The organism is Arthrobacter sp. 18067 (assembly GCF_902706295.1).
Taxonomy (GTDB): domain Bacteria; phylum Actinomycetota; class Actinomycetes; order Actinomycetales; family Micrococcaceae; genus Arthrobacter.
Genome location: NZ_CACSJJ010000017.1, coordinates 119,878 through 141,271 on the forward strand (window position 1 = coordinate 119,878; position 21,394 = coordinate 141,271).

Sequence of the window (21,394 nt, forward strand, 5' to 3'; positions counted from 1 at the left end):
AACAGGCTACTGAGCGGTAGGCCTTACCACCAGCTCCGCCGCGCCCGTCCCTGGGTTCGCAGCGGCACGCGCTGCAGGCAGCTCGAGCCGCGCGTCTGCCGGATCGATGTCTTCGGGGTTGTGCGTCACCAGGACTACAGTGACGTCCTTGAGTCCCTTGCGAAGGATGGCCATCATTTCCCGTGCTGAACCGGCATCCAGATGGGCCGTGGGCTCATCCAGCAACAAGACCGAGGCTCCGGTCAGGAGCGTCCTGGCCATCGCCAGCCGTTGCCGTTCGCCGCCGCTGAGGAAGGAGCCTCCAGGGCCGATGCGTGCGTCGAGCCCACCCGGCAACGCGGATACCACCCCGTCAAGTCCGACGTCGGCCAGCGCCTTGTGCATGTCGGCCTCGCTGGGCTTTGCTTCGGCCGGGCGGCTCAGCAGGAGGTTCCCCCGAATGCTGGAGTCGAACAGGTGAGCCTCCTGGGGGCACCACGCCGCCTTGCCCGTCAGCTTGGCAGTTCCCTGCGTGAGGGGCAGGAAGCCCAGCAACACGGACAACAGCGTGGTCTTTCCTGCGCCCGACGGTCCGGTCACGGCAAGCCAGCGGCCCGGTTCCGCATCGGCAGAGAGTCCCGCGAAGGCGTTCGGTCCGCCGGGCCAGGCGGCCGCCGCGTCGTTCAACTCAAGTCCCACTTTGCCATCGCGATCCGGGAGCGGACGCGGGCCGCCGTCGAGCGTTTCGGCACCACCCGCTTCGGGAATTTCCGCTGAGGCAGGAGCGTCCAACGCGCCCGATTCGGCCACCCTCCCAAGGACAGCTGCGAGCGCTGGGGCTTGGCGCACCGCCGAAACGATGCCACCGAAGGCGTCCACCAAGGCGAGCTGCATCAGTACGACCACTGCCACGAGTTCCGCGGCAACAGAACCGTTGGCAACCGAGGGAGCGCTGAGGGCCCCCGCCCACAGGGCTGCCAATGAGCAAGCCAGGACGATCGCTGCTTGGCCGAGGCCTTCAGCCCATGCCGAGCGCTGGGCAGAGATGGTGGCCGCGCGATCCTTGCTGCGCAAGTCCGCGAGGAGCGGCCCGGCCACGCTGTTGGCCGTCAGTTCGGGCCGGGCATCCAATGCTGCAGCAACGCCTCGAAGTACCACCGAGCGCATTTGCTGTTCGGCCCTTGCCGCGTTCCTGTCAGCCAGGACGGCGAGGAGCGGGGCAAGTGCAAGGCCAACCACTGATGCCACCACCACAGCGGGAAGCGCTGCGGGCAAAATGATGGCAGTGGCCATGATCGCTGCTCCGCCGACTCCCACTGCGGTCACTGGGGGAAGCGCAACCCGCGGTAGGAGGTCCCGGAGGGTATCAACGTCATCAACGATCGAGCCCAGCACGCTGCCGCCCTGAAGGAGACGCCTCAGGGACAGTGCCCTGCGGCTCAGCGTTGCCCACAGGGCTCCGCGGAGACGGGTCATGGCGGCAAACACGGCATCGTGGGTCAGGAGCCGCTCGCAATAGCGCAGCACGGCCCTGCCGATGCCAAAGAATCTGACGCCCACGATTGCGCCGAGCAGGTAAAGGATGGGCGGTTGTTCGCTTGCCCTGATGATCAGCCAGCCGGACAATCCGGACAACGCCACGGCGAACAGGGCGGCCAGCACTGCCACGACGCCAGCTGCGGCGAACCTCCACCGCACGGGCTTCAGTATCCCCAGCAGGCGCTTCAGGCTGCCAGTCTTTGCGGCGGGGTTCGGGACGGAGTGGACCAAAGTCGCTGCGTCCCGCGCTGGAGCTGGGTCCACGGTGTTCTTGGCGCGCTCCAGCGGAACATCGGGGCCGATCTGGAAGCGCTTGCTTCCAATGGGCACCAGGTGGTCGGCGAGCGCGCGGGTGTCAGCGTCGTGGGCCACCAGGATCACGGTGACGGTGCCTCGCAGCGACTCGATGGCGTTGCGGACGGCGCCCGCTGAGTAGTGGTCAAGGTGTGCCGTGGGTTCGTCCAGCAGCAGGACCGTGGCGCCGGCTTCCACCCTTGCCAATCCACGGGCAAGCGCCACTCGGCGCAGTTCGCCGGGACTCAGTTCGGCGGGGTTCCGGGCTGCCAGGTGTTCAGCTTTTGCCTTCTGGAGGACACGTGTGACGGCCTCGGCGACGTAGCCTTGGTACCCGTCGAGGTACAACTCCATCTCTTCCCGGACCGTTTCTGCTGCCATCACGGGGTGTTGCGGCACCCATGCCACAGACCCCGATCCTGTCACGGTTCCTGTGACAGCAGCCCCTGGCCCTGGTCCGACGAGTCCGGCGAGGACGCCCAAGACGGTGCTCTTACCGGCGCCGCTGTCGCCGTCGAGGGCAGTAATGCGACCACCAGGGGCGGTAAAGCTGAGGGGCCCGACGGCGGCCGCGGACCTCCCGCGGTAGGTCACCGACAATCCGCTCACGATAACGTCCGCCGACGCTGTGATTGCGGGCTCGCCTGCCTGCAGTGATTGGTGGGCGGGGGCCTCCAACACGGCGTTGGTGGTTTCCAAGGCGGCGCGACCGTCGTCGCTGGCATGGTGGGCTGTGCCCAGCTCCCGCAGTGGCAGGTAGCAGTCGGGGGCGAGGATGAGTGCCAGCAGGCCGGCTTCGAGGGCCATGTCGCCTGCCACCAGCCTGACACCGATGAACACGGCAACAACGGCTACGGAGATCGTGGCAATGAGTTCAAGGGCAAGCGCGGACAGGAAGGCGGTCCGGAGGGTGCCCATGGTCCTGCTTCGGTACTGCTCCGAGATGTCTTCCAACGCTGCGCGCTGTTCGCTGGCGCGCCCCAGGCCCACCAACACCGGCAGGCCCTTGGCCAGCTCAAGGATGTGGCCGGAGAGTTTGCGGAGGGTGGTCTGGGCGTCGCGGACACTGTCTTCGGTGTGCCGGCCGATCAGGACCATGAACAGTGGTACCAACGGAACGGTCAGGACGATCACTACGGCGCTGACCCAGTCGGCAAACAGGATCCTGGCCCCGATCAACAGCGGCACCGTGGCGCAGTTCACCAGTGCGGGCAGGTATTGGGTGTAGTAGTCGTCCAGTGCGTCCAGGCCCCGCGTCGCGAGGATCGCCAGGCCGCCGTCGTTCATTCCCTCTACCGGTGACGGGCCTCCGTCAGCCAGCGTGCGCCTCAACAGCCGGGCCCGCAGCTCCTCCTTGACGCCCAGGGCTGCATGCCTGGAGGCGATGCCCTGGCCCCAAACGGTGAGTGACCTCAGGACTGCTCCGACTGCACCCCAGATGAGTCCGCTGTTCCAGTCTCCGGTTCCGGAAGCGAATCCTGCCAGCATCCCCGCCACGGCTTGGGCCATGAGGACAAGGGACAGTGCCTTCAGGGCTGACAGCAGGCCAATCGCGTAGAGCGCTGATCGTGTCGCGGGGCCGGAGGGGAACACGGGTTTCATGGGGCGGCTAGTCTCCCGTTGTGTTGCTGGCGGACGGGCTGTCCTTGGAAATCAAGACCTTGGCAGCAATCGCGGGAAGGAACCCGTGGGCTTCTGGAATGTGGGCCGCGCTGACGCGCCGGCGGAACACCCAGTACGTCCACGACTGGTACGCAATCACCAAGGGCAGACCAATGGCTGCCACGATGCTCATGAGTCCCAGGGTGTAATCCGAGGACGAGGCGTTGGAGATGGTCAGGTTGAAAGCAGGATCCAGGGTGGAAGGAATGACGACTGGGAATGCTGCCCCGAAGATCGATGCCGTAGAGCAGACGATAAAGGCGCCGAGCGCACCGAATGCCCGCCCTTCGGACCCTGCCCGGGCCAACGTCCATGCCAGAACGACGGCAACCGCTGCGGCTGCCACCAGGGCCCAGGTCCACGGCTTGCCACTGAGGAACTGAACTGAAACCATCCATCCGAACATGGGCAGGACGGCAACAGGAACCAGTCGCACGAACCATCGGCGGGCACGATGCCGCACCTCGCCATCGGTCTTGAGGGCAAGGAAAGCCAGTGCGTGAACAAGGGCGAACGCCACCACACCGAAGCCGCCCAAGAGTGCGTAACCGCTGAACCAGGACATCGGGCCGCCGACGCGGTCGCCATTGGCATTCAGGGGAAGGCCCGTAGTGGTCAGGGCCAAAGCGGCACCGATGCCGAAGGCTGCACCGAAGGACCCGACGGCGATGGCCCAGTCCCAGCGATTCCGCCACCGTTCGGAGTCCACCTTGCCGCGGTATTCGAACGCGACAGCACGGAAGATCAGTGCTGCCAGGACGCAGAGGAGCGGCAGGTACAAAGCCGAGAACAAGGAGGCGTACCAGAGGGGGAAAGCCGCGAAGGTGGCACCGGCGGCCGTGAGCAGCCACACCTCGTTGCCGTCCCACACGGGGCCGATGGTGTTCAGCAATACCCGGCGGTCGGTGTTGTTGCGCGCGAACAATTTCATGAGCATGCCGACGCCCAGGTCGAAGCCCTCCAGGAAGAGATACCCCGTCCACAGCACCGCGATAGCCACGAACCAGATGGTTGGCAACAGTTCCATTGTCAGTTTCCTCTGCTTCTAGTAGGCGAAGGCCAGGACGTCGTCGCCGGACTTATCCGGCCCCGCGTCGTTCTTGTCACTGTGGTCCGTGTCTTTGCCCCCGTGCGCGTGGGCCAACTCCGGCATCGCCGAGGCCACGCCACCACGGATGTACTTGACCAGCAGCTTCACCTCGACCACCAGCAGCACGGCGTAGATAGTTGTGAGGACCACCAGCGACGTCATGAGTTCACCGGCGCTGACTCCCGGCGAAACGGCGGCCGCCGTGAACATGAACACCTGGTCGATGCCGTTCATGTCCGGATTGGGGGCCACGACGAATGGCTGCCGGCCCATTTCGGTGAAGATCCAGCCCGCGGCGTTGGCTCCGAACGGTGCAAGAATGCCGAACACAGCGAGTCGCATGAGCCATTTCGACTGGGGTACCACGCCCTTGCGGGTCACCCAGAGTGCCAGCAGGGCCGCAAAGGCAGCGATCCCGCCGAAGCCGATCATCATGCGGAAGCCCCAATAGGTAACCTCCATGACTGGCACGTACTGGATTTCCTGTCCGGCGCGGTCGCCGTACAGCGGGTTGTCCGGGAGGTGGGTTCCGTACTTTTCCTTGTACTCTCCCAGCAGGCTGTTGACGCCCTTGACCTCGGTAGTGAAGTCGCCCTTGGCGAGGAAGGAAAGGATGCCGGGAACTTCGATGACGGCCACGATGTCATCGCAGTCAGTGGCGCCCAGGTTGCCGACGCTCAGGACCGAGAACCCGGTGCCGTCGTGGCAGGCAGCTTCAGCTGCGGCCATCTTCATCGGCTGCTGTTCGAACATCAGCTTGCCCTGCAGGTCACCGGTGATGGCGGTGCCGGCGAAGGAGATCATGGCAACTACTGCACCGATCCTGAGGCTCTTCATCCACACCGTGTAATCGGACTTGTCCCTGCCAGGGATCGCGGCTTCGCCGGGAACCAGCCTGCCGTCCTTGCCAACGACGTCAATGCCGTCGTGCCGGCGGCGCCAGAGGTGGTACCAGGCGATGCCCAGAAGGAACGCGCCTGCCACAGCAAGGGCACCAAACAGCGTGTGCGGTACGGCTACCAAGGCGGTGTTGTTGGTGAACACTGCCCATGCGTCGGTCATCACGGGCCGGCCGTCCACCATCTCCACGCCGACGGGGTGCTGCATCCATGAGTTGGCCACGATGATGAAATAGGCGGAGAAGACCGAGCCAATGACGGCGATCCACAGGCAGGCCAGGTGCACGCCGCGCTTGAGCTGCTTCCAGCCGAAGATCCACAGTCCAAGGAACGTCGATTCAACAAAGAATGCGAGCAGTGCTTCAAGTGCCAGGGGCGCGCCGAACACGTCGCCGACGAACCGGCTGTACTCGCTCCAGGCCATACCGAACTGGAATTCCTGGACGATGCCCGTAGCCACACCCATGATGAAGTTGATGAGGAACAGCTTTCCCCAGAACTTGGTCATCCGCAGGTATTCAGGCTTGCCCGTGCGGTACCAGATGGTTTGCATGATGGCCACGACCAAACCCAGGCCGATGGTGAGGGGAACCATCATGAAGTGGTAGACGGTAGTGATACCGAATTGCCAGCGTGCGATTTCCAAGGCGTCCATGGCTGTCCTTTGTGCGGTGGACCGAAGTACGATGACCTAACTTCTACGTCACGTAGAAAACTTCTCTTCTACACAGTGTAGAACAAATGGCGGGCGACGAAACCCATTCTTCAAGTGGCGTAACCCACGCGCAAGGGTTCACAACCGGCCACGGCGCGCCGATAGTTCTACCTCACGTAGAATGAAGGTCTGAAAAGCGGTAGATTTATTGTGGAATGTTGGATCATCGCTCCCGGCAGCAGCCACCCTGCACCGGGAAGCGGAAGGTAGGGACGTATAGATGGCAAGTCTTGGGGAACTGGAACGGGCAGTGATGGATCTGCTCTGGGCAGGCCAGGAGGCTGCAACCGCCAATACACTGCGTGATCTTCTGGCGCAGGATTCCGAAGCCGGCGACGGCACCGCGGGTCATCAAGGCAAGGATCTGGCCGTAACCACGGTCCTGACCGTACTTTCACGTCTGGAGAAAAAGGGCTTGGTGGAGCGCGAACGCGGAACGCGTCCGCACCGCTACCAAGCAGTTTCCAGCCGCGCAGACCACACCGCAGAGCTGATGCATGAAGTCCTGGGCTCCGCCCCGGACCGCGAGGCCGTACTGGCCCGCTTCATTGGTTCCGTCACCGAAAGTGAAGCCGCTACCCTGCGCAAACTGCTCGGCTACAATTAGGCACTATGTTCTGGACCTCATACCTGCTTGCGGTCCTGGCATTGATTCTGGCGTGGCCGGTACCTGTTTTGCTTTCGCGCGCGCAGTGGCCGGCACGATCTCCCTTCACGGCCATGGTCCTGTGGCAGGCGATAGCACTGGCCGGTGGCTTGTCCATGATTGGCGCCATGCTCGTCTATGGTCTCGAACCCATCGGCGACAACCTCATTGCAGGACTGAAGAGCCTGGCCGGGATGGTTTTCAACAACGAACCCACCACGGCGCTGGGATTCTGGCACCTGTTCGCGTTGTCTGCCGCTGCGCTGCTCACCGCACACCTGGTCTTCACCCTGCTGCTGACCTACTACAAAATTGAGCGCCAGCGGCGGCGGCACCGTGAACTTCTGGCCCTGCTAGCGTCACCTTCCGACGACGGCCCAGGGACTGTGGTGATCAACCACGACTCCCCTGTGGCATACTGCCTGCCCGGAGGTGCCCGATCCGTAACGGTCCTGTCCGACGGTCTCATGGCCGCCCTCGAACCAGCCGAACTCAGGGCTGTACTCATTCACGAGAACGCCCATCTTTCCCAACGCCATGACCTCCTGCTCTGGGCTTTCGCCGCCTGGCGGCAGGCCCTGCCCTGGTTCCCCACCACGCGGCTGGCCCAGACGGCCGTGAACTCGCTGATCGAGATGTTGGCCGACGACGTCGCGCTCCGCACCGAAAGCAAGGGCACGCTGATAAAAGCCATAGCGATCGTCGCCAGCGGGAACTCGCAGCCGGCCACTGGCGCGCCGGCACTGAATGTGGGCGGAGCCGTCGTGGAGGGAAATGCGGTCAGCGCCACCGGAGGTGCCGACTCGCCACGCACGACGGCGTCACGCGTCAGCCGCCTGCTCTCGCCGCAGCCTCCACTCACCAAGGGCCTCCGCGTCCTGGTCCTGGCGGCCTCGGCCCTGCTGCTTGCAGTACCCACAGCACTGTTGATCGTTCCTGGATTGCTGGGCTAGCGTCATACTTGCCGCAGTCGGACGTGAAATCCGCTGTTACATTGACGGGTGTGAAAGCTTCCGATGCGATGCCCCCGTCCGTACAGGCCACCCAGCGGTGGCCTCTCTACGCGGCGGGCTTCACCACCGCCTTCGGAGCCCACGCCGTGGCTGCCGGGCTTGGGGCTGAAAGCGCCGAAATCGGTTTGAGCCTGCTCGCCTTGGGTGTCCTCCTGGCCTTGTACGACATCGCCGAGGTATTCCTCAAGCCAGTCTTCGGTTCCCTGAGTGACCGCATCGGGACGAAGCCGGTCATCGTTGGTGGGCTTCTGGCATTCTCGGCCACATCCTTGATCGGGTTATGGGCTGACCAGCCCGCCATGCTCGCGGCCGCCCGACTTGGGCAGGGAATGGCAGCCTCGGCTTTCTCCCCGGCGTCCTCAGCCTCAGTTGCCCGCCTCGCAGGAAAGAAGAATACTGGACGCTACTTTGGTCGATACGGCTCCTGGAAGGGCCTCGGCTATGCCATAGGACCGCTGCTGGGAGCCGTTGCCATCATCAGCGGTGGCTTCACTCTCCTGTTCGGGATCCTGGCTGCCTTGGGCCTCGTCGTTGCCGTGTGGGCGATTCTTTCAGTGCCGCATTTGGAACCGCTGCCCAGGCACCGATACACGATTGTCGATGTATGGCGGCAAAGCACCGAGAGGTCGTTCCTTGGCCCCACGTTGGTGCTGGCCGCTGCAACAGGGGCGCTGGGAGCCGCTGTCGGATTCCTTCCTGCCTTGGCGGCACGCGAAGGACTGGGCACTGCAGGGAGCGTTGCCGTTGTAACCGTGCTGGCCCTCACATCATCGCTGCTGCAACCACGCATCGGCAGGCTACGGGACCAAGGCGCACTCACCGATAGGCCAGGCATGATTGCAGGCTTGCTCGGCATCGCAGCCGGCACGCTGATTGCCGGGCTCCTGCCGGGGGCGGCATGGATCTACCTCGCTGCCGTCCTCATCGGGGCGGGAATCGGGGTTGCCACACCGCTGGCATTCGCCCATCTGGCCGACTCGACCCCCGCTGAACGGCTGGGCCGAACCATGGGCTCGGCCGAACTCGGACGGGAACTTGGCGACGCCGGTGGCCCTTTGCTGGTGGGCGGGATCGCCGTTGCGGCCGGACTCCCCTGGGGCCTGGGCGCCTTGGCATTATTGGTGGGACTTACGACACTCGCCGCGCCAGGTTCCGAGGTCCGCGACGCCAATGCTCAAGACGAAGCAGGGATTCCGCTAACCGGTGGCCAGGTGAGCTAGGCGTCGATGCGCTCCCGATCCAGGGTGGCAGCACCGGCGATGATGAACTCCTTGCGGGGCGCCACGTCCGAACCCATCAGAAGGTCAAAGACTTCTTCCGCGCGCTGCGCACTTTCAATCCCCACCTTCCGCAGGGTCCGATGCCGCGGATCCATGGTTGTCTCAGCCAATTGCTGGGCATCCATTTCGCCCAGGCCCTTATACCGCTGGATGGGCTCCTTGTAGCGCTTGCCTTCCTTGGCAAGGTTGGCAAGAAGGACGTGGAGCTCGGCCTCGGAGTAGGTGTAGATCATCTCGTTGGCCTTCTGGCCCGGGTTGATCACTTCCACGCGATGCAGGGGCGGCACAGCGGCAAAGACCCGGCCCGCCTCAACCATGGGCCGCATGTAGCGGAAGAACAACGTGAGCAGCAGCGTCCGGATGTGCGCGCCGTCGACGTCGGCATCTGTCATGAGGATGACCTTGCCATACCGCGCCGCGTCAATATCGAAGCTGCGTCCCGAACCGGCACCAACGACCTGAATGAGCGCCGCACACTCCGCGTTGGAGAGCATGTCTCCCACGGATGCCTTCTGGACGTTAAGGATCTTGCCTCGGATGGGAAGCAGCGCCTGGAAGTCGGAGGAGCGCGCAAGCTTGGCGGTACCCAACGCGGAGTCACCCTCAACGATGAACAACTCCGAGCGGGCGACGTCGTCGGTACGGCAGTCGGCAAGCTTAGTGGGCATCGAGGAGGTTTCCAACGCGTTCTTGCGGCGCTGGGTTTCCTTGTGCACCCGTGCCGAGATGCGAGACTTCATCTCGCTGACCATCTTCTCCAGCAGGAGCGCGGATTGGGCTTTGTCGTTGCGGTTGGCCGAATTCAGGCGTGCAGTGATTTCCTTTTCAACCACCTTGGCCACGATGGCGCGAACAGCCGACGTGCCCAGGATCTCTTTGGTCTGGCCCTCGAACTGGGGCTCCGCAAGCCGTACTGTCAGGACAGTCGTGAGACCGGCGAGGATATCGTCCTTCTCGATTTTGTCGTTGCCGGCTTTCAGCTTGCGGGCATTCGTCTCCACGGCCTTGCGGAACGTCTTCAGCAGGGCGGCCTCAAAGCCGGACTGGTGGGTGCCGCCCTTCGGTGTGGCGATGATGTTGACGAAGCTGCGCGTGGTGGTCTCGTAGCCAATGCCCCAGCGCAGGGCGATGTCCACCTCGCAGTCGCGCTCGACTTCAGCGATCTTGCTGTGCCCGTTTTCGTCCAGGACCGGGACGGTTTCCTTGAACTTTCCCGAGCCGTGAAGACGCCAAACGTCCGTCACTCCCGCGTCGGCGGCCAGGAACTCAACGAACTCGCTGATGCCGCCGTCATGATGGAACACTTCTTCATGAGCGCCGTGCTCCCCCGGAGTTCCCGCCAGCTTGCGTTCGTCGCGGACCGTGATTTTCAGGCCGGGCACCAGGAAGGAGGTCTGGCGGGCACGTGCGGCCAGGTCGTCGTACGAGAACTTCGCGTCAGGCGTGAAGATTTGCCGGTCCGCCCAATAGCGAACGCGGGTTCCGGTGACACCGCGCTTCGCCTTGCCCACAACATCAAGCACGGAGTTTTCAACAAAGGGCTCAAACTTTGCCTCGGGTCCCGGTTTGGACCCTGAATCCACGAACCGGCCAGGCTCACCCCGACGGAATGACATTTGGTACGTCTTGCTTCCGCGATCCACCTGGACATCCAGACGGCTCGAAAGAGCGTTCACCACTGAGGCGCCGACGCCGTGCAGGCCGCCCGACGCAGTATAGGAGCCGCCACCGAACTTGCCGCCGGCGTGGAGCTTGGTGAAGACAACCTCGACGCCGGAGAGGCCCGTCTTGGGTTCAACGTCCACGGGAATGCCGCGGCCGTCGTCATGGATTTCCACCGAATTGTCTGCGTGCAGGATCACCTTGATGTCGTGACCGAAGCCCGCCAAGGCTTCGTCAACGGCGTTATCGATAATTTCCCACAGGCAGTGCATGAGGCCGCGGGAATCTGTAGAGCCGATGTACATGCCCGGGCGTTTGCGGACGGCTTCCAGGCCTTCAAGGACAGACAGGTGCCGGGCGTTGTATTCAGAACTCGGTGCCACTCGCGGTGTGCTCCTTCAGGGTATATCTCAGGGGTGTTTCCCAGCCGTGATTTTGCTGGTAATTCAAGGCAAACACTGCCCATACTAGGCTAGCCGCGAAGGCCGCCCGGCACCGGTTGCCACTTCCGTAGGAGTGCAACCTCCATGGTTACGTTACGCACATGTGATACGCGGACAGCGAAAGTGACCCATCCTTGCCATGGATCTGCATCGAATGCTGGTTATATGGATGTACAGAACTACTAAGGAGGCCGACATGACAACAGCAGTTGCAGACCGCACGCTGAACGCAGCTGACCGCTGTGATCGTTGCGGAGCCCAGGCGTACGTCCGCGTTGTACTCGAGTCCTCCGGCGGTGAGCTGCTCTTCTGCGGCCACCACGCACGTGCAGTTGAAGCTACGCTTCGGCCCATGACTTCTGACTGGCACGATGAGACCGAGCGCCTCACTGAGAAGGCTCCCGTCCCCGTCGACTAGACAGGGCAATCCGGACTCAGTCCGGAAACCCACTTTGAGCAGGTGATGAGGCTCCTCCCAACCGGGAGGAGCCTCATTGCGTTGACCAGGCTTCCTCGGTGCGCGAACCTCGCGCAACACAACGGCCCAGCCGGAAGTCCGACTGGGCCGCAAGTAAATGCTGGAATCTCTAGTCCAAGTAGTCCCTGAGGACCTGCGAGCGGGACGGGTGCCGCAGCTTGGACATGGTCTTGGATTCGATCTGGCGGATGCGCTCACGCGTCACTCCGTAGACCTTGCCGATTTCGTCTAAAGTCTTCGGCTGTCCATCAGTCAAGCCGAAGCGCATGGCAACAACTCCAGCTTCGCGCTCGGACAACGTGTCCAGAACGGAGTGCAGCTGCTCCTGCAGCAGCGTGAAGCTCACAGCGTCAGCGGGAACAACTGCTTCCGAGTCCTCGATCAGATCGCCGAACTCAGAGTCACCGTCCTCGCCAAGCGGGGTGTGGAGGGAAATCGGCTCACGGCCGTACTTCTGGACCTCGACGACCTTCTCAGGCGTCATGTCCAGTTCCAGCGCCAGCTCTTCGGGCGTTGGTTCCCGGCCGAGGTCCTGAAGCATCTGCCGCTGAACACGCGCCAGCTTGTTGATGACTTCCACCATGTGGACCGGAATACGGATGGTACGGGCCTGGTCAGCCATGGCACGGGTGATGGCCTGGCGGATCCACCACGTTGCGTACGTGGAGAACTTAAAGCCCTTGGTGTAGTCGAATTTCTCCACCGCACGGATAAGGCCAAGGTTGCCTTCCTGGATCAGGTCCAGGAAGAGCATGCCACGGCCCGTGTAGCGCTTGGCCAGAGACACGACAAGGCGCAGGTTGGCTTCGAGCAGGTGGTTCTTTGCACGCTTGCCGTCGTGAATGACGAATTCGAGTTCACGCTTGAGCTTGGGATCCATGGATCCGTCATCAGCGTTGATCTTTTCCTCTGCAAAGAGGCCGGCTTCAATGCGAAGCGCGAGATCGACTTCCTGCTCGGCATTCAGCAGGGCAACCTTACCGATCTGCTTCAGGTAGTCCTTGACAGGATCGGCCGTGGCGCCCGCAGACATGACCTGCTGGACCGGTGCGTCGTCGTCGTCGGCATCCGAGTAGACGAATCCCGATCCGGACGGAGCAGGCTTGTCCTTTGCGGCAGCTGCACCTTCCTCGGCATCGTCTTCACCAACTTCGACTTCTTCCGCTGCTGCGGGATCAAAGTCTTCGTCCTCGGCATTGGCATCCTCGGCGTCGGAGCCAGAGGACGAGTTCGCGGCTTCAGCAGCGGCCTTCGCGCCGGGCTTGGGTCCACGCTTCTTGGGTGCCGGCTTATCAGAGTCGCCCTCTGAGGCCTTGTTGGCAGCACGTGTCGCTGCGCGCTTTGCCGATGTGGCCGCCTTCTTTTCCTCAGCGGACAATTCGGCCTGGGCGGCGGGTTCCTTCTCGACGGAAGACGGGGTCACAGAAAACCTTTCTAGCGGCGGTCTGTGGAATCACCATACGGGCAACACCACTATGACCCTGTCAAGTCCGCGATCAATTTCAAATGCGATCGCCGTCTGCAGAGCCACTATGTAGAACTCCCGACGACACTGTATTGTTCCCGTTTTCCGGGCCAATGCAGGCATTCGAACGCGGACCCAACCGGGTCTCGGCATCCATTGTCTCACGGTTTTGCGAAACCCACGCCTGATGACTGCGCAACAGCTATGCGTTGGCGTCCTTGAAGCCCCGCCATGCAGAGCCGGGCCGTCGGGCCCAGGCACAAACGGTTCCCTGACCCAGGATTTCCATCAGGAGTTCGGCCAGGCGGTAGCCCGGATGGGCAGCCTCCGCCTGAATAAGGGAGGCATGGGCAAGGGAACCGCTTCCCTTGCACCAGGAAATCCAGCCCTGAAGGGTGAATGCCGCTGCCGCCACCTCCCCTGACTCCCCCTCCACGCACAGCCCGGAGAGGACCTGTTGCAATTGATCAAGATCGTTCCAGGAGGGCTTGTCCGGCTGCATGCCCAGCAGGATGTCTCCATAGGTGAAGATGTTTCCCGGGGCGTTGGAATCGGCAGGCCTTGAGGCTGGAGGAGCAACTCCATGGGCCGACACGCCGAGTTCGCCGGGATCGAACACCGGCGCATCGGAGTCGTCATCAGTGAACAGTCCGAAGGCGTGTGCGCCGGACTTTGCAGATTCAATACCGGCAGCCGCCATGACCACCACCGCATCCCGCCAGGCCGGGACCTTCAGCGTCGTCCTGAGGAATCCCATGAGCTCCGCATCCAGTCCAGGTTGCAACGGCCCGCTTTGGCCGACCTTATCCAGCACGTGCTTCCACACCACAAGGACGGCCTCCAGGCAGCGCTCACTGCGCCACAAGCCGAGAATTCGATCTCCGTACCGGAACTCCGCCTCAAGCACCTGGGGATCAAGCGCTCCGGTCCTGGCGAGCATGGGTTTTCCAGGCTTGCTCCTTGGCGATGGCCAAATAACGCTTCCCCGATACACCAACTCAGCACTCAACCGGCTGTCCAGAATACGGGCCACCGGAAGTCCCGGCAGCGGACAGCATTCCTCATCCGAACAGTAAGCGCTGCGCCAGTACTCGGACCCGACAAGCCACGCATCCCGGACCGGCATGTCAGCCTGTTCCAGGTCCTCCTGCAATGCTTTCAGCATGGGCATCATGCGGCGGATTACGTCACCGTCCCCCCAGCCAGTATCGGTGTAGACCGCAAGCACCGCGCCGTCGGCCTCCTCATCAGCCTCAAGGTAGCTGCGAATCTGCCCGGCATAGGAGGACAGGGCCTGAGCCGTTCGCCTGGAAGGGAGATCTACGCGAAGCGTCGCGCCCAGAACCTTTCCCTGCATAGTGATGGCGACCAGGCTGTCTTCAGGCCAATAGCCCAGCATGTGCGGGATATAGCCGAGGATGTCTTCGGGCTGGTGGATGCTCAGTGTTTTGTTGGTGGTCATGTATCCAGCCTGCGCAAGTGCGGCGTGGGCAAACAGGGACCGTCCTGCCTATGTGGAAAAGCGCCCGGAAAAGTTCCTGGACGTAGTGTCGCCGCGTGCTAGCGGCCGCTGTGCCGGCCCTCGTTGGCATCTGCACGAGCGGAGCGCCGCCGCTCTATCCGCTCGCGGCGCTGCTTGGCGAGGGTTGCCGCCAAGGGCGGTACATGGATTCCCTGCGCAGCCATCTGCCGTCGGACTTGGCGCCGCGTCACCAGGATAAGGACGGTACCGAGGCCAAGGAGGATGAACTGGACGCTCAGGGCTATACGGAAAGGCGCAAGTCCATACAAATCTCCACCGGAGAAGCCGCTGGCGTTCAAGAGATCCAGAACCAAGCCGATGAGATAGATCGCAACAAGGGCCGCAATGAAGCCACCCACATTGACGATGCCGGTTGCCGTCCCGATTCTGTGCGAAGGATTGAACGTCCGGGCGAAATCGAAACCGATCATGGACCCAGGCCCTCCCACAGCCAGCACCACCACCAGGATCACCAGCATCCACAGCGGAGCGCGGTCCGGGAGAAGGAGCACAGCTGCCCACGCCAATGCCGTGCCCAAAGTGATGAGGAGGACCATCGCAGATCGTCGCATCGGGTGCTTCGATACAAAGCGGCCAAAGCCAGGACCGGCAATGATGGCGGTCGCCACGAACAGCGCCATCAAAGCTGAGACCGTCCCGGCGTCCAGGCCCTGCGCTGACAGGAGGAAGGGGTAACCCCAGGTCATCGCGAAAAGGTTCCCACTGAACTGCACTGTGAAGTGGCTCCACAGGCCCAACCGGGTTCCCGGTTGTTTCCATGCACGTGAGAGCGAGACCCCCGTGGCCCTCAAGCCTTGGCCGGTTTCCTTGGGCGGGTGCCCTGGAGGCGCATCCCGCAGCAGTGCCACGACGAGCACCACGGCCACCACGGACATGGACGCCAGCGTCAGGAATGCAGGAGTCCATCCGGCGGTGTGAAGAAGAAGGGCAAACGGAACCACGCTGAAGAGTTGTCCCAGTTGGCCGCACATCCCGGTGAGCTGCGTAACCAAGGGCACCTTGGCCGGGGCGAACCACAAAGGAACCAGCCGGATCACAGAGATGAAGGTCATCGCATCCCCGGCCCCAACAAGCACCCGGCCCAACACGCCCCCGGGAACACTGTCTGCGAAGGCCAGCTGCAACTGCCCAAGCCCCATCAATACAGCGCCCCCGGCTATCATCGCCCGGGAACCAAACCTGTCCACCAAAACGCCCACCGGAATTTGCAGGCCCGCGTAAACCAGGAGCTGCAGCACTGTGAAAAAGGAGATGGCGGCCGCACTCGCATGGAATCGTTCAGTCGCTTCCAATCCGGCCACGCCAAATGAAGTCCGTTGCGCCACGGCCACCAGGTAAGCGAGCACGCCGATCGTCCAGATGAGCCAGGCGCGGGGAGCATTCACTCCCCAATTATGCCTCGCGCCGGATCAAAGATGATTTATTGAGGCGAGTCTTTACGCGCCAGATAGGCCTCAACGGCTGCGCCAATGTCTTCTGCATTGGGCAGTTCATCGTTCTCATCTGCCAGCAGGGAGCGGCGGACAACGCCTTCGGATTTCTCGTCGTAGCGCGTCTCAAGATTGGTGACCACCGCCTGCACTTCTTCCGAAGCCTCGATTTGCTCGGCGATCTGGCGACCCACCTCCCTGCCTGCTTCGCGGAGTCGGTCTGTGGGCAGCATCAGCGACGTGGCCGCCCCCAGGTACTCCAGGCCCGCTACGGCTGCCGGAGGGTACTCGGCTTCTGACAGGTAGTGGGGCACGTGGATGACGTAGCCTGCAACACTGCGTTCGGCTTCCGTGAGCCGGAGTTCCAGGATGTGGCCGATAGCGGCGGGAACATCCACCGTGGGCTTCCAGCTGGAAATGCCCTCGATGAGATCGGGCCGGTTGCCGTGTACCGTCACACCGACGGGCCGCGTGTGCGGCACGGGCATGGGGATGGAATGGATCCACGTCACCAGGTTCACGTCGAGATGTTCCACGATTCCGACGACGGCACGCGAGAAACGTTCCCACTGAAGGTCCGGTTCGAACCCGGCCAACAGCAGAAACGGTTGACCCAGGCCATCGTTCAACTTGTACAGTCCGAGCTTGGGAGCCTGGTAGTCCTGCAAATGGTCTTCGACGAAGCTGATGTGGGGCCTGCGTGAACGGTAGTCGATGAGTTGGTCGGCATCGAACATGGCCACGACCTCGGCATCAAGTTCTTCCAACAGTTCCGCGTTGATCTGCCGGACCACATGGCCCGCATCGGCAAAGCCCGTGAAACCCATGACCATGTCCAGCCCGCGCAGCTCTGGACTGTGGAAGGTCTCGATATTACGTGCGTACAGCGATTCGGGGTCCAGGAGGGAGCCGGATATCCGTTCAAACACGGCGTGTTCCTTTCGCAATGACAAAGTAAGGGAAGGTCCCGGAGCAACCGGGGACATGGCACCATGCGGGCACAATGTCGTGGCTGCGGGATTCTACTAATCCGTACAACGCTGCACCTCCGACGGGCATTCCTGCCCCGGATGTGCCGCAGCTCTCATTTAATTGCTGTCCGCAACGCTCGAGAGACTACGATCGAAACGGGCCGGCACCTTCTTGCGACGCTGGCCCTGAAGACCAAGTCCGCCGTCGCAAGACGACGTCGGGCGCGTACCGGGGCAGGCCGCCAAACATACGGCCCCGCCATGCAATGCAGAGAGAAATGAGGCAACATCCTCGTGGTCAAGACTACTGACATCATCCTGGGCATCATCGCCAAGGACCTGAAAAAGTCCCCAAGCGACGCACTTGTGATTGGAGTTGCGCAGGGCGCGGATGGGCCTGTGCTGCTCACGAACCCGTTGAGCGCCAAAGCGGCCGAATCCGTCGCGGGCTCCCTGAAGCTATTGGGGATCACCGGCGCCACCGATCAGGCACACCGGCTTCCGGGCCTGCCTGAGACGGGTTCGGGAATCCTGGTCCTGGCGGGCGTCGGTAAATTGTCCGACGCCGGCAGCCTCACCGAAGAGGCCCTGCGTCGCGCCGCCGGCTCAGCGGTCCGGCAACTGGCCGGCGTCTCCTCAGTGACACTTGCGTTCCCCACGACGACTGTCGCCGACGTCGCAGCTGTTGCTGAAGGTGCCGCCTTGGGCGCCTATTCCTACACGGAGCACCGTTCCAGCAAGGATGGGCTGAAGGCCCCCGTGGCCAAGGTCCTGATTTTCTCGGATGTCGACCCCCAAACAGCCCAACCCGCGCTTGACCGGGCGACAGTTTTGGCCCGCGCCGTGAATGCTACCCGGACCCTGGTCAATCAGCCGCCGAGCCACCTCTACCCGGAGTCCTTTGCCGAGTCCGCCAAGGAACTGGCCAAGGGCCTTCCCGTCAAGGTGACCGTCTGGGATGAGAAGCGACTGGAAAAGGAAGGCTTTGGCGGCATCCTCGGCGTCGGCAAGGGTTCCACACGCCAGCCGCGTCTGGTCAAGGTCGAATACACTCCGGCAAAGGCCACCAAGAAGATTGCCCTCGTGGGCAAGGGAATCACGTTCGACACTGGTGGTATTTCCATTAAGCCGGCCCTCGGCATGGGCGACATGAAGAGCGACATGGCCGGTGCCGCCGTCGTCCTCAATACCGTCCTCGCCATCGCTTCGCTGGGCCTGCCCATCAAGGCGACCGCGTGGCTCTGCATTGCGGAGAACATGCCGTCAGGTGCAGCGGCCCGGCCGGCAGACGTTTTTACCATTTACGGCGGGAAGACGGTCGAAGTCCTCAACACGGACGCCGAGGGGCGCTTGGTCATGGCCGACGGACTCGTCGCTGCCAGCCTGGAGAAGCCCGACGCCATCATTGACGTCGCTACGCTGACCGGGGCCCAGCTCATCGCCCTGGGACTACGCACGGCCGGCGTCATGGGCGACGACTCCGTCACCGCAGCATTGAAGTCCGCAGCCGACAGGGCAGGCGAACTGGTCTGGCCAATGCCGTTGCCCGAGGAACTGCGCCCGAGCCTCGACTCCCAGGTGGCAGACCTTGCCAACATCGGTGAACGCAACGGCGGGATGATGACCGCCGCCGTATTCCTGCGTGAATTCGTTGGCAAGAATGGCGACGGCGGGCAGATCCCCTGGGCCCACGTCGATATTGCGGGCCCGTCGTTCAACAACGGGAGTCCCTACGGATACACCCCCAAGCAGGGAACGGGATGCACCGTCCGTACCTTGGTTGCTTACGCCGAGGATCTCCTGACAGTTTCTTCCTAGGCGGCACTTCCACGCCCTTCCGGGTTGCGCGGGCGCTTGCGGGACACCCCTGCAGGAGCCCGCGCAACCCCGGAATTATGCGGCGTGTAGCGCTGTGTCACAAGTGAACGTGAGTCTCGACACAAGCGCTCCACAAACGCCCGCAGAGGGTGGAGCATGGGTAGGTGGTTCGCTAAGGTGAACTCGATAGTCACAAATGCAAGAGAACTTAGGTGCTGGCATAATCACGGCAGAACAAGTTCCAAAGACCAGATGGCACGCAGTCCCGTGTCATCATTCACGCGAGGGAGCGTTTTAGTGGCCGATCAGGCAACTGCGCAAGAATTCGACATCCTGGTACTCGGTGGCGGCAGCGGCGGCTACGCCACTGCCCTGCGGGCCGTACAGCTTGGGTTCACCGTTGGCCTTGTGGAAAAGGCAAAACTCGGCGGCACCTGCCTGCACAACGGTTGTATCCCCACCAAGGCACTCCTGCACTCGGCTGAACTGGCCGACCACGCACGCGATTCCGCCAAGTACGGCGTGAACGTCACGCTCGACAGCATCGACATGCCGGCAGTGAATGCGTACAAGGACGGCATTATTGCCGGTAAGTTCAAGGGCCTCCAGGGACTTATCAAATCCAAGGGCATCACCGTCATCGAGGGTGAAGGCAAGCTTCAGGGCAACAACACGGTAATCGTCAACGGCACCTCCTACACGGGCAAGAACATCGTCCTTGCAACGGGTTCCTACTCGCGCTCCCTGCCCGGCCTGGAAATCGGCGGCAAGGTCATCACCTCCGACCAGGCCCTGACCATGGACTACATCCCCAAGAGCGCAATCGTCCTTGGCGGCGGCGTCATCGGCGTCGAATTTGCTTCCGTCTGGAAGTCCTTCGGCGTGGACGTCACCATCATCGAAGGCCTCCCCTCCCTGGTTCCCAACGAGGACGCATCGATCGTCAAGAACCTTGAGCGTGCGTTCAAGAAGCGCGGCATCAAGTTCACCACCGGTATCTTCTTCCAGGGCGTCGAGCAGAACGACGACGGCGTCAAGGTCACCTTGGTTGATGGCCAGACATTCGAAGCCGACCTCCTCCTCGTTGCAGTTGGCCGCGGTCCCGTGACCGCCAACCTGGGCTACGAAGAAGCCGGCATCACCATCGACCGCGGCTTCGTCATCACCAACGAGCGTCTCCACACCGGCGTAGGCAACATCTACGCAGTGGGCGACATCGTCCCGGGCGTCCAGCTCGCACACCGCGGCTACCAGCAGGGTATCTTCGTCGCCGAGGAAATCGCCGGCCTCAACCCGGCCATCGTCGAAGACATCAACATCCCCAAGGTCACCTACTGCGAGCCTGAAATCGCCACGGTCGGCTATACAGAAAAGGCCGCCAAGGAAAAGTTTGGCGACGACCAGGTACAGACCCAGGAATACAACCTTGCCGGTAACGGCAAGAGCTCCATCCTCGGTACCGGTGGCATCGTCAAGCTCGTTCGCCAGAAGGATGGCCCCGTAGTTGGCATCCACATGATCGGCTCCCGCATCGGCGAGCAGATCGGCGAAGCCCAGCTGATCGTGAACTGGGAAGCATACCCGGAGGACGTGGCCCAATTGGTCCACGCCCACCCCACCCAGAACGAAGCTTTGGGCGAAGCCCACCTCGCCCTCGCGGGCAAGCCGCTCCACGGCTAAGTCTTTACCCAAGACAAACGGGTCGGGTGCATGCAGCGGAATCTGCCGGATGCACCCGGCCCGGACCAGCAGAATTCATCCGCACAAAGATCAATAAGGAGAACGGGGACGACATGTCTGAATCCGTTAACTTGCCCGCCCTCGGTGAGAGTGTCACCGAAGGAACCGTCACCCGCTGGCTCAAGCAGGTTGGTGACCGGGTGGAGATCGACGAGCCGCTGCTCGAGGTTTCAACCGACAAAGTAGACACCGAAATCCCTTCTCCGATCTCAGGCGTCATCGAAGAAATCCTCGTCGCTGAAGACGAGACGGCTGAAGTAGGCGCCCCCTTGGTCCGCATCGGCGATGGCTCCGGCTCCGCCGCCCCGGCTGCCGAGGCTGCACCGGCCGCGGAAGCACCTGCTGCTCCCGCGGAGCCGGCTGCACCCGCTGAAGAGGCTCCCGCCGCTGAAGAAGTCCCGACAACCGAAGCTCCCGCAGCTTCGGGCGGCGAAGGCCACGAAGTAACCCTCCCCGCACTGGGCGAGAGCGTTACCGAAGGAACCGTCACCCGCTGGCTCAAGGCCGTTGGCGACACCGTAGAGGTCGACGAACCGCTCCTTGAGGTCTCCACCGACAAGGTCGACACCGAGATCCCCTCCCCCGTTGCCGGCACCCTGCAGGAGATCCGCGTCAACGAGGACGAGACTGCTGAGGTTGGTTCCGTCCTGGCCGTGATCGGTTCCGGCGCCGCAGCTCCTGCTTCGGCCCCCGCCCCGGTTGCAGCACCTGCTGCTCAGGCCCCGGC

Annotated in this window: 15 protein-coding genes; 7 read left to right on the top strand and 8 right to left on the bottom strand. The window is 62.8% G+C overall.

Annotated features, from left to right (window positions below; genetic code table 11):
* Positions 1–6: 6 nt before the first annotated feature.
* From cydD to GVL04_RS17135, 3 genes are read right to left on the bottom strand one after another with little or no spacing between them, the layout of a single operon-like run.
* The gene (gene cydD, locus GVL04_RS17125; RefSeq protein ID WP_159706764.1) at positions 7–3,414 is read right to left on the bottom strand and encodes a thiol reductant ABC exporter subunit CydD; all 3,408 of its coding nucleotides are present in this window, start codon (positions 3,412–3,414) and stop codon (positions 7–9) included.
* A 7-nt stretch (positions 3,415–3,421) separates the two neighbouring features.
* Positions 3,422–4,501, bottom strand: coding sequence for a cytochrome d ubiquinol oxidase subunit II (cydB, locus tag GVL04_RS17130; protein ID WP_159706766.1), 1,080 nt, complete (start codon positions 4,499–4,501; stop codon positions 3,422–3,424).
* An 18-nt stretch (positions 4,502–4,519) separates the two neighbouring features.
* Positions 4,520–6,118, bottom strand: coding sequence for a cytochrome ubiquinol oxidase subunit I (locus GVL04_RS17135; protein WP_159706768.1), 1,599 nt, complete (start codon positions 6,116–6,118; stop codon positions 4,520–4,522).
* Positions 6,119–6,398: 280 nt separating this feature from the next.
* On the opposite strand from GVL04_RS17135, the gene GVL04_RS17140 reads away from it, so the two are divergent.
* From GVL04_RS17140 to GVL04_RS17150, 3 genes are all read left to right on the top strand, one after another.
* On the top strand, positions 6,399–6,785 hold the full coding sequence (locus GVL04_RS17140) for a BlaI/MecI/CopY family transcriptional regulator (protein ID WP_011774471.1): 387 nt from the start codon (positions 6,399–6,401) through the stop codon (positions 6,783–6,785).
* A gap of 5 nt (positions 6,786–6,790) precedes the next feature.
* Positions 6,791–7,777: a M56 family metallopeptidase gene (locus tag GVL04_RS17145; protein ID WP_159706770.1), complete on the top strand. Its 987-nt coding sequence runs from the start codon at positions 6,791–6,793 to the stop codon at positions 7,775–7,777.
* A 68-nt stretch (positions 7,778–7,845) separates the two neighbouring features.
* Positions 7,846–9,057 carry an MFS transporter gene (locus tag GVL04_RS17150; protein WP_235036334.1) on the top strand — a complete coding sequence of 404 codons (1,212 nt, stop codon included), beginning with the start codon at positions 7,846–7,848 and terminating at the stop codon, positions 9,055–9,057.
* Here GVL04_RS17150 and GVL04_RS17155 read toward each other — a convergent pair.
* Positions 9,054–11,162 carry a type IIA DNA topoisomerase subunit B gene (locus tag GVL04_RS17155; protein ID WP_159706774.1) on the bottom strand — a complete coding sequence of 703 codons (2,109 nt, stop codon included), beginning with the start codon at positions 11,160–11,162 and terminating at the stop codon, positions 9,054–9,056. The genes GVL04_RS17150 and GVL04_RS17155 overlap by 4 nt on opposite strands.
* 256 nt (positions 11,163–11,418) lie before the next feature.
* Here GVL04_RS17155 and GVL04_RS17160 point away from each other — a divergent pair, with 256 nt between their 5' ends.
* Positions 11,419–11,640: a hypothetical protein gene (locus GVL04_RS17160; protein WP_024820514.1), complete on the top strand. Its 222-nt coding sequence runs from the start codon at positions 11,419–11,421 to the stop codon at positions 11,638–11,640.
* 169 nt (positions 11,641–11,809) lie between these two features.
* On the opposite strand, the gene GVL04_RS17165 is transcribed toward GVL04_RS17160, so the two are convergent.
* From GVL04_RS17165 to GVL04_RS17180, 4 genes are all read right to left on the bottom strand, one after another.
* On the bottom strand, positions 11,810–13,123 hold the full coding sequence (locus GVL04_RS17165; protein WP_159706776.1) for an RNA polymerase sigma factor: 1,314 nt from the start codon (positions 13,121–13,123) through the stop codon (positions 11,810–11,812).
* Between the two features lie 244 nt (positions 13,124–13,367).
* Positions 13,368–14,627, bottom strand: a complete 1,260-nt coding sequence (locus tag GVL04_RS17170; RefSeq protein WP_159706778.1) for a DUF4192 domain-containing protein — start codon at positions 14,625–14,627, stop codon at positions 13,368–13,370.
* Positions 14,628–14,725: 98 nt separating this feature from the next.
* Positions 14,726–16,093: a nitrate/nitrite transporter gene (locus tag GVL04_RS17175; RefSeq protein WP_159706780.1), complete on the bottom strand. Its 1,368-nt coding sequence runs from the start codon at positions 16,091–16,093 to the stop codon at positions 14,726–14,728.
* A gap of 35 nt (positions 16,094–16,128) precedes the next feature.
* Positions 16,129–17,067, bottom strand: coding sequence for a proteasome assembly chaperone family protein (locus GVL04_RS17180; RefSeq protein ID WP_159706782.1), 939 nt, complete (start codon positions 17,065–17,067; stop codon positions 16,129–16,131).
* Between the two features lie 336 nt (positions 17,068–17,403).
* Here GVL04_RS17180 and GVL04_RS17185 point away from each other — a divergent pair, with 336 nt between their 5' ends.
* The 3 genes from GVL04_RS17185 to GVL04_RS17195 form a co-directional block, all read left to right on the top strand.
* Positions 17,404–18,927 (top strand): leucyl aminopeptidase, encoded by a 1,524-nt coding sequence (locus GVL04_RS17185; protein ID WP_159706784.1) that lies wholly within the window; start codon positions 17,404–17,406, stop codon positions 18,925–18,927.
* 297 nt (positions 18,928–19,224) lie between these two features.
* Positions 19,225–20,607 (top strand): dihydrolipoyl dehydrogenase, encoded by a 1,383-nt coding sequence (lpdA, locus tag GVL04_RS17190; protein ID WP_159706786.1) that lies wholly within the window; start codon positions 19,225–19,227, stop codon positions 20,605–20,607.
* 113 nt (positions 20,608–20,720) lie between these two features.
* The coding region (locus GVL04_RS17195; protein WP_327785619.1) for a biotin/lipoyl-containing protein at positions 20,721–21,394 on the top strand (674 nt) is incomplete at its 3' end.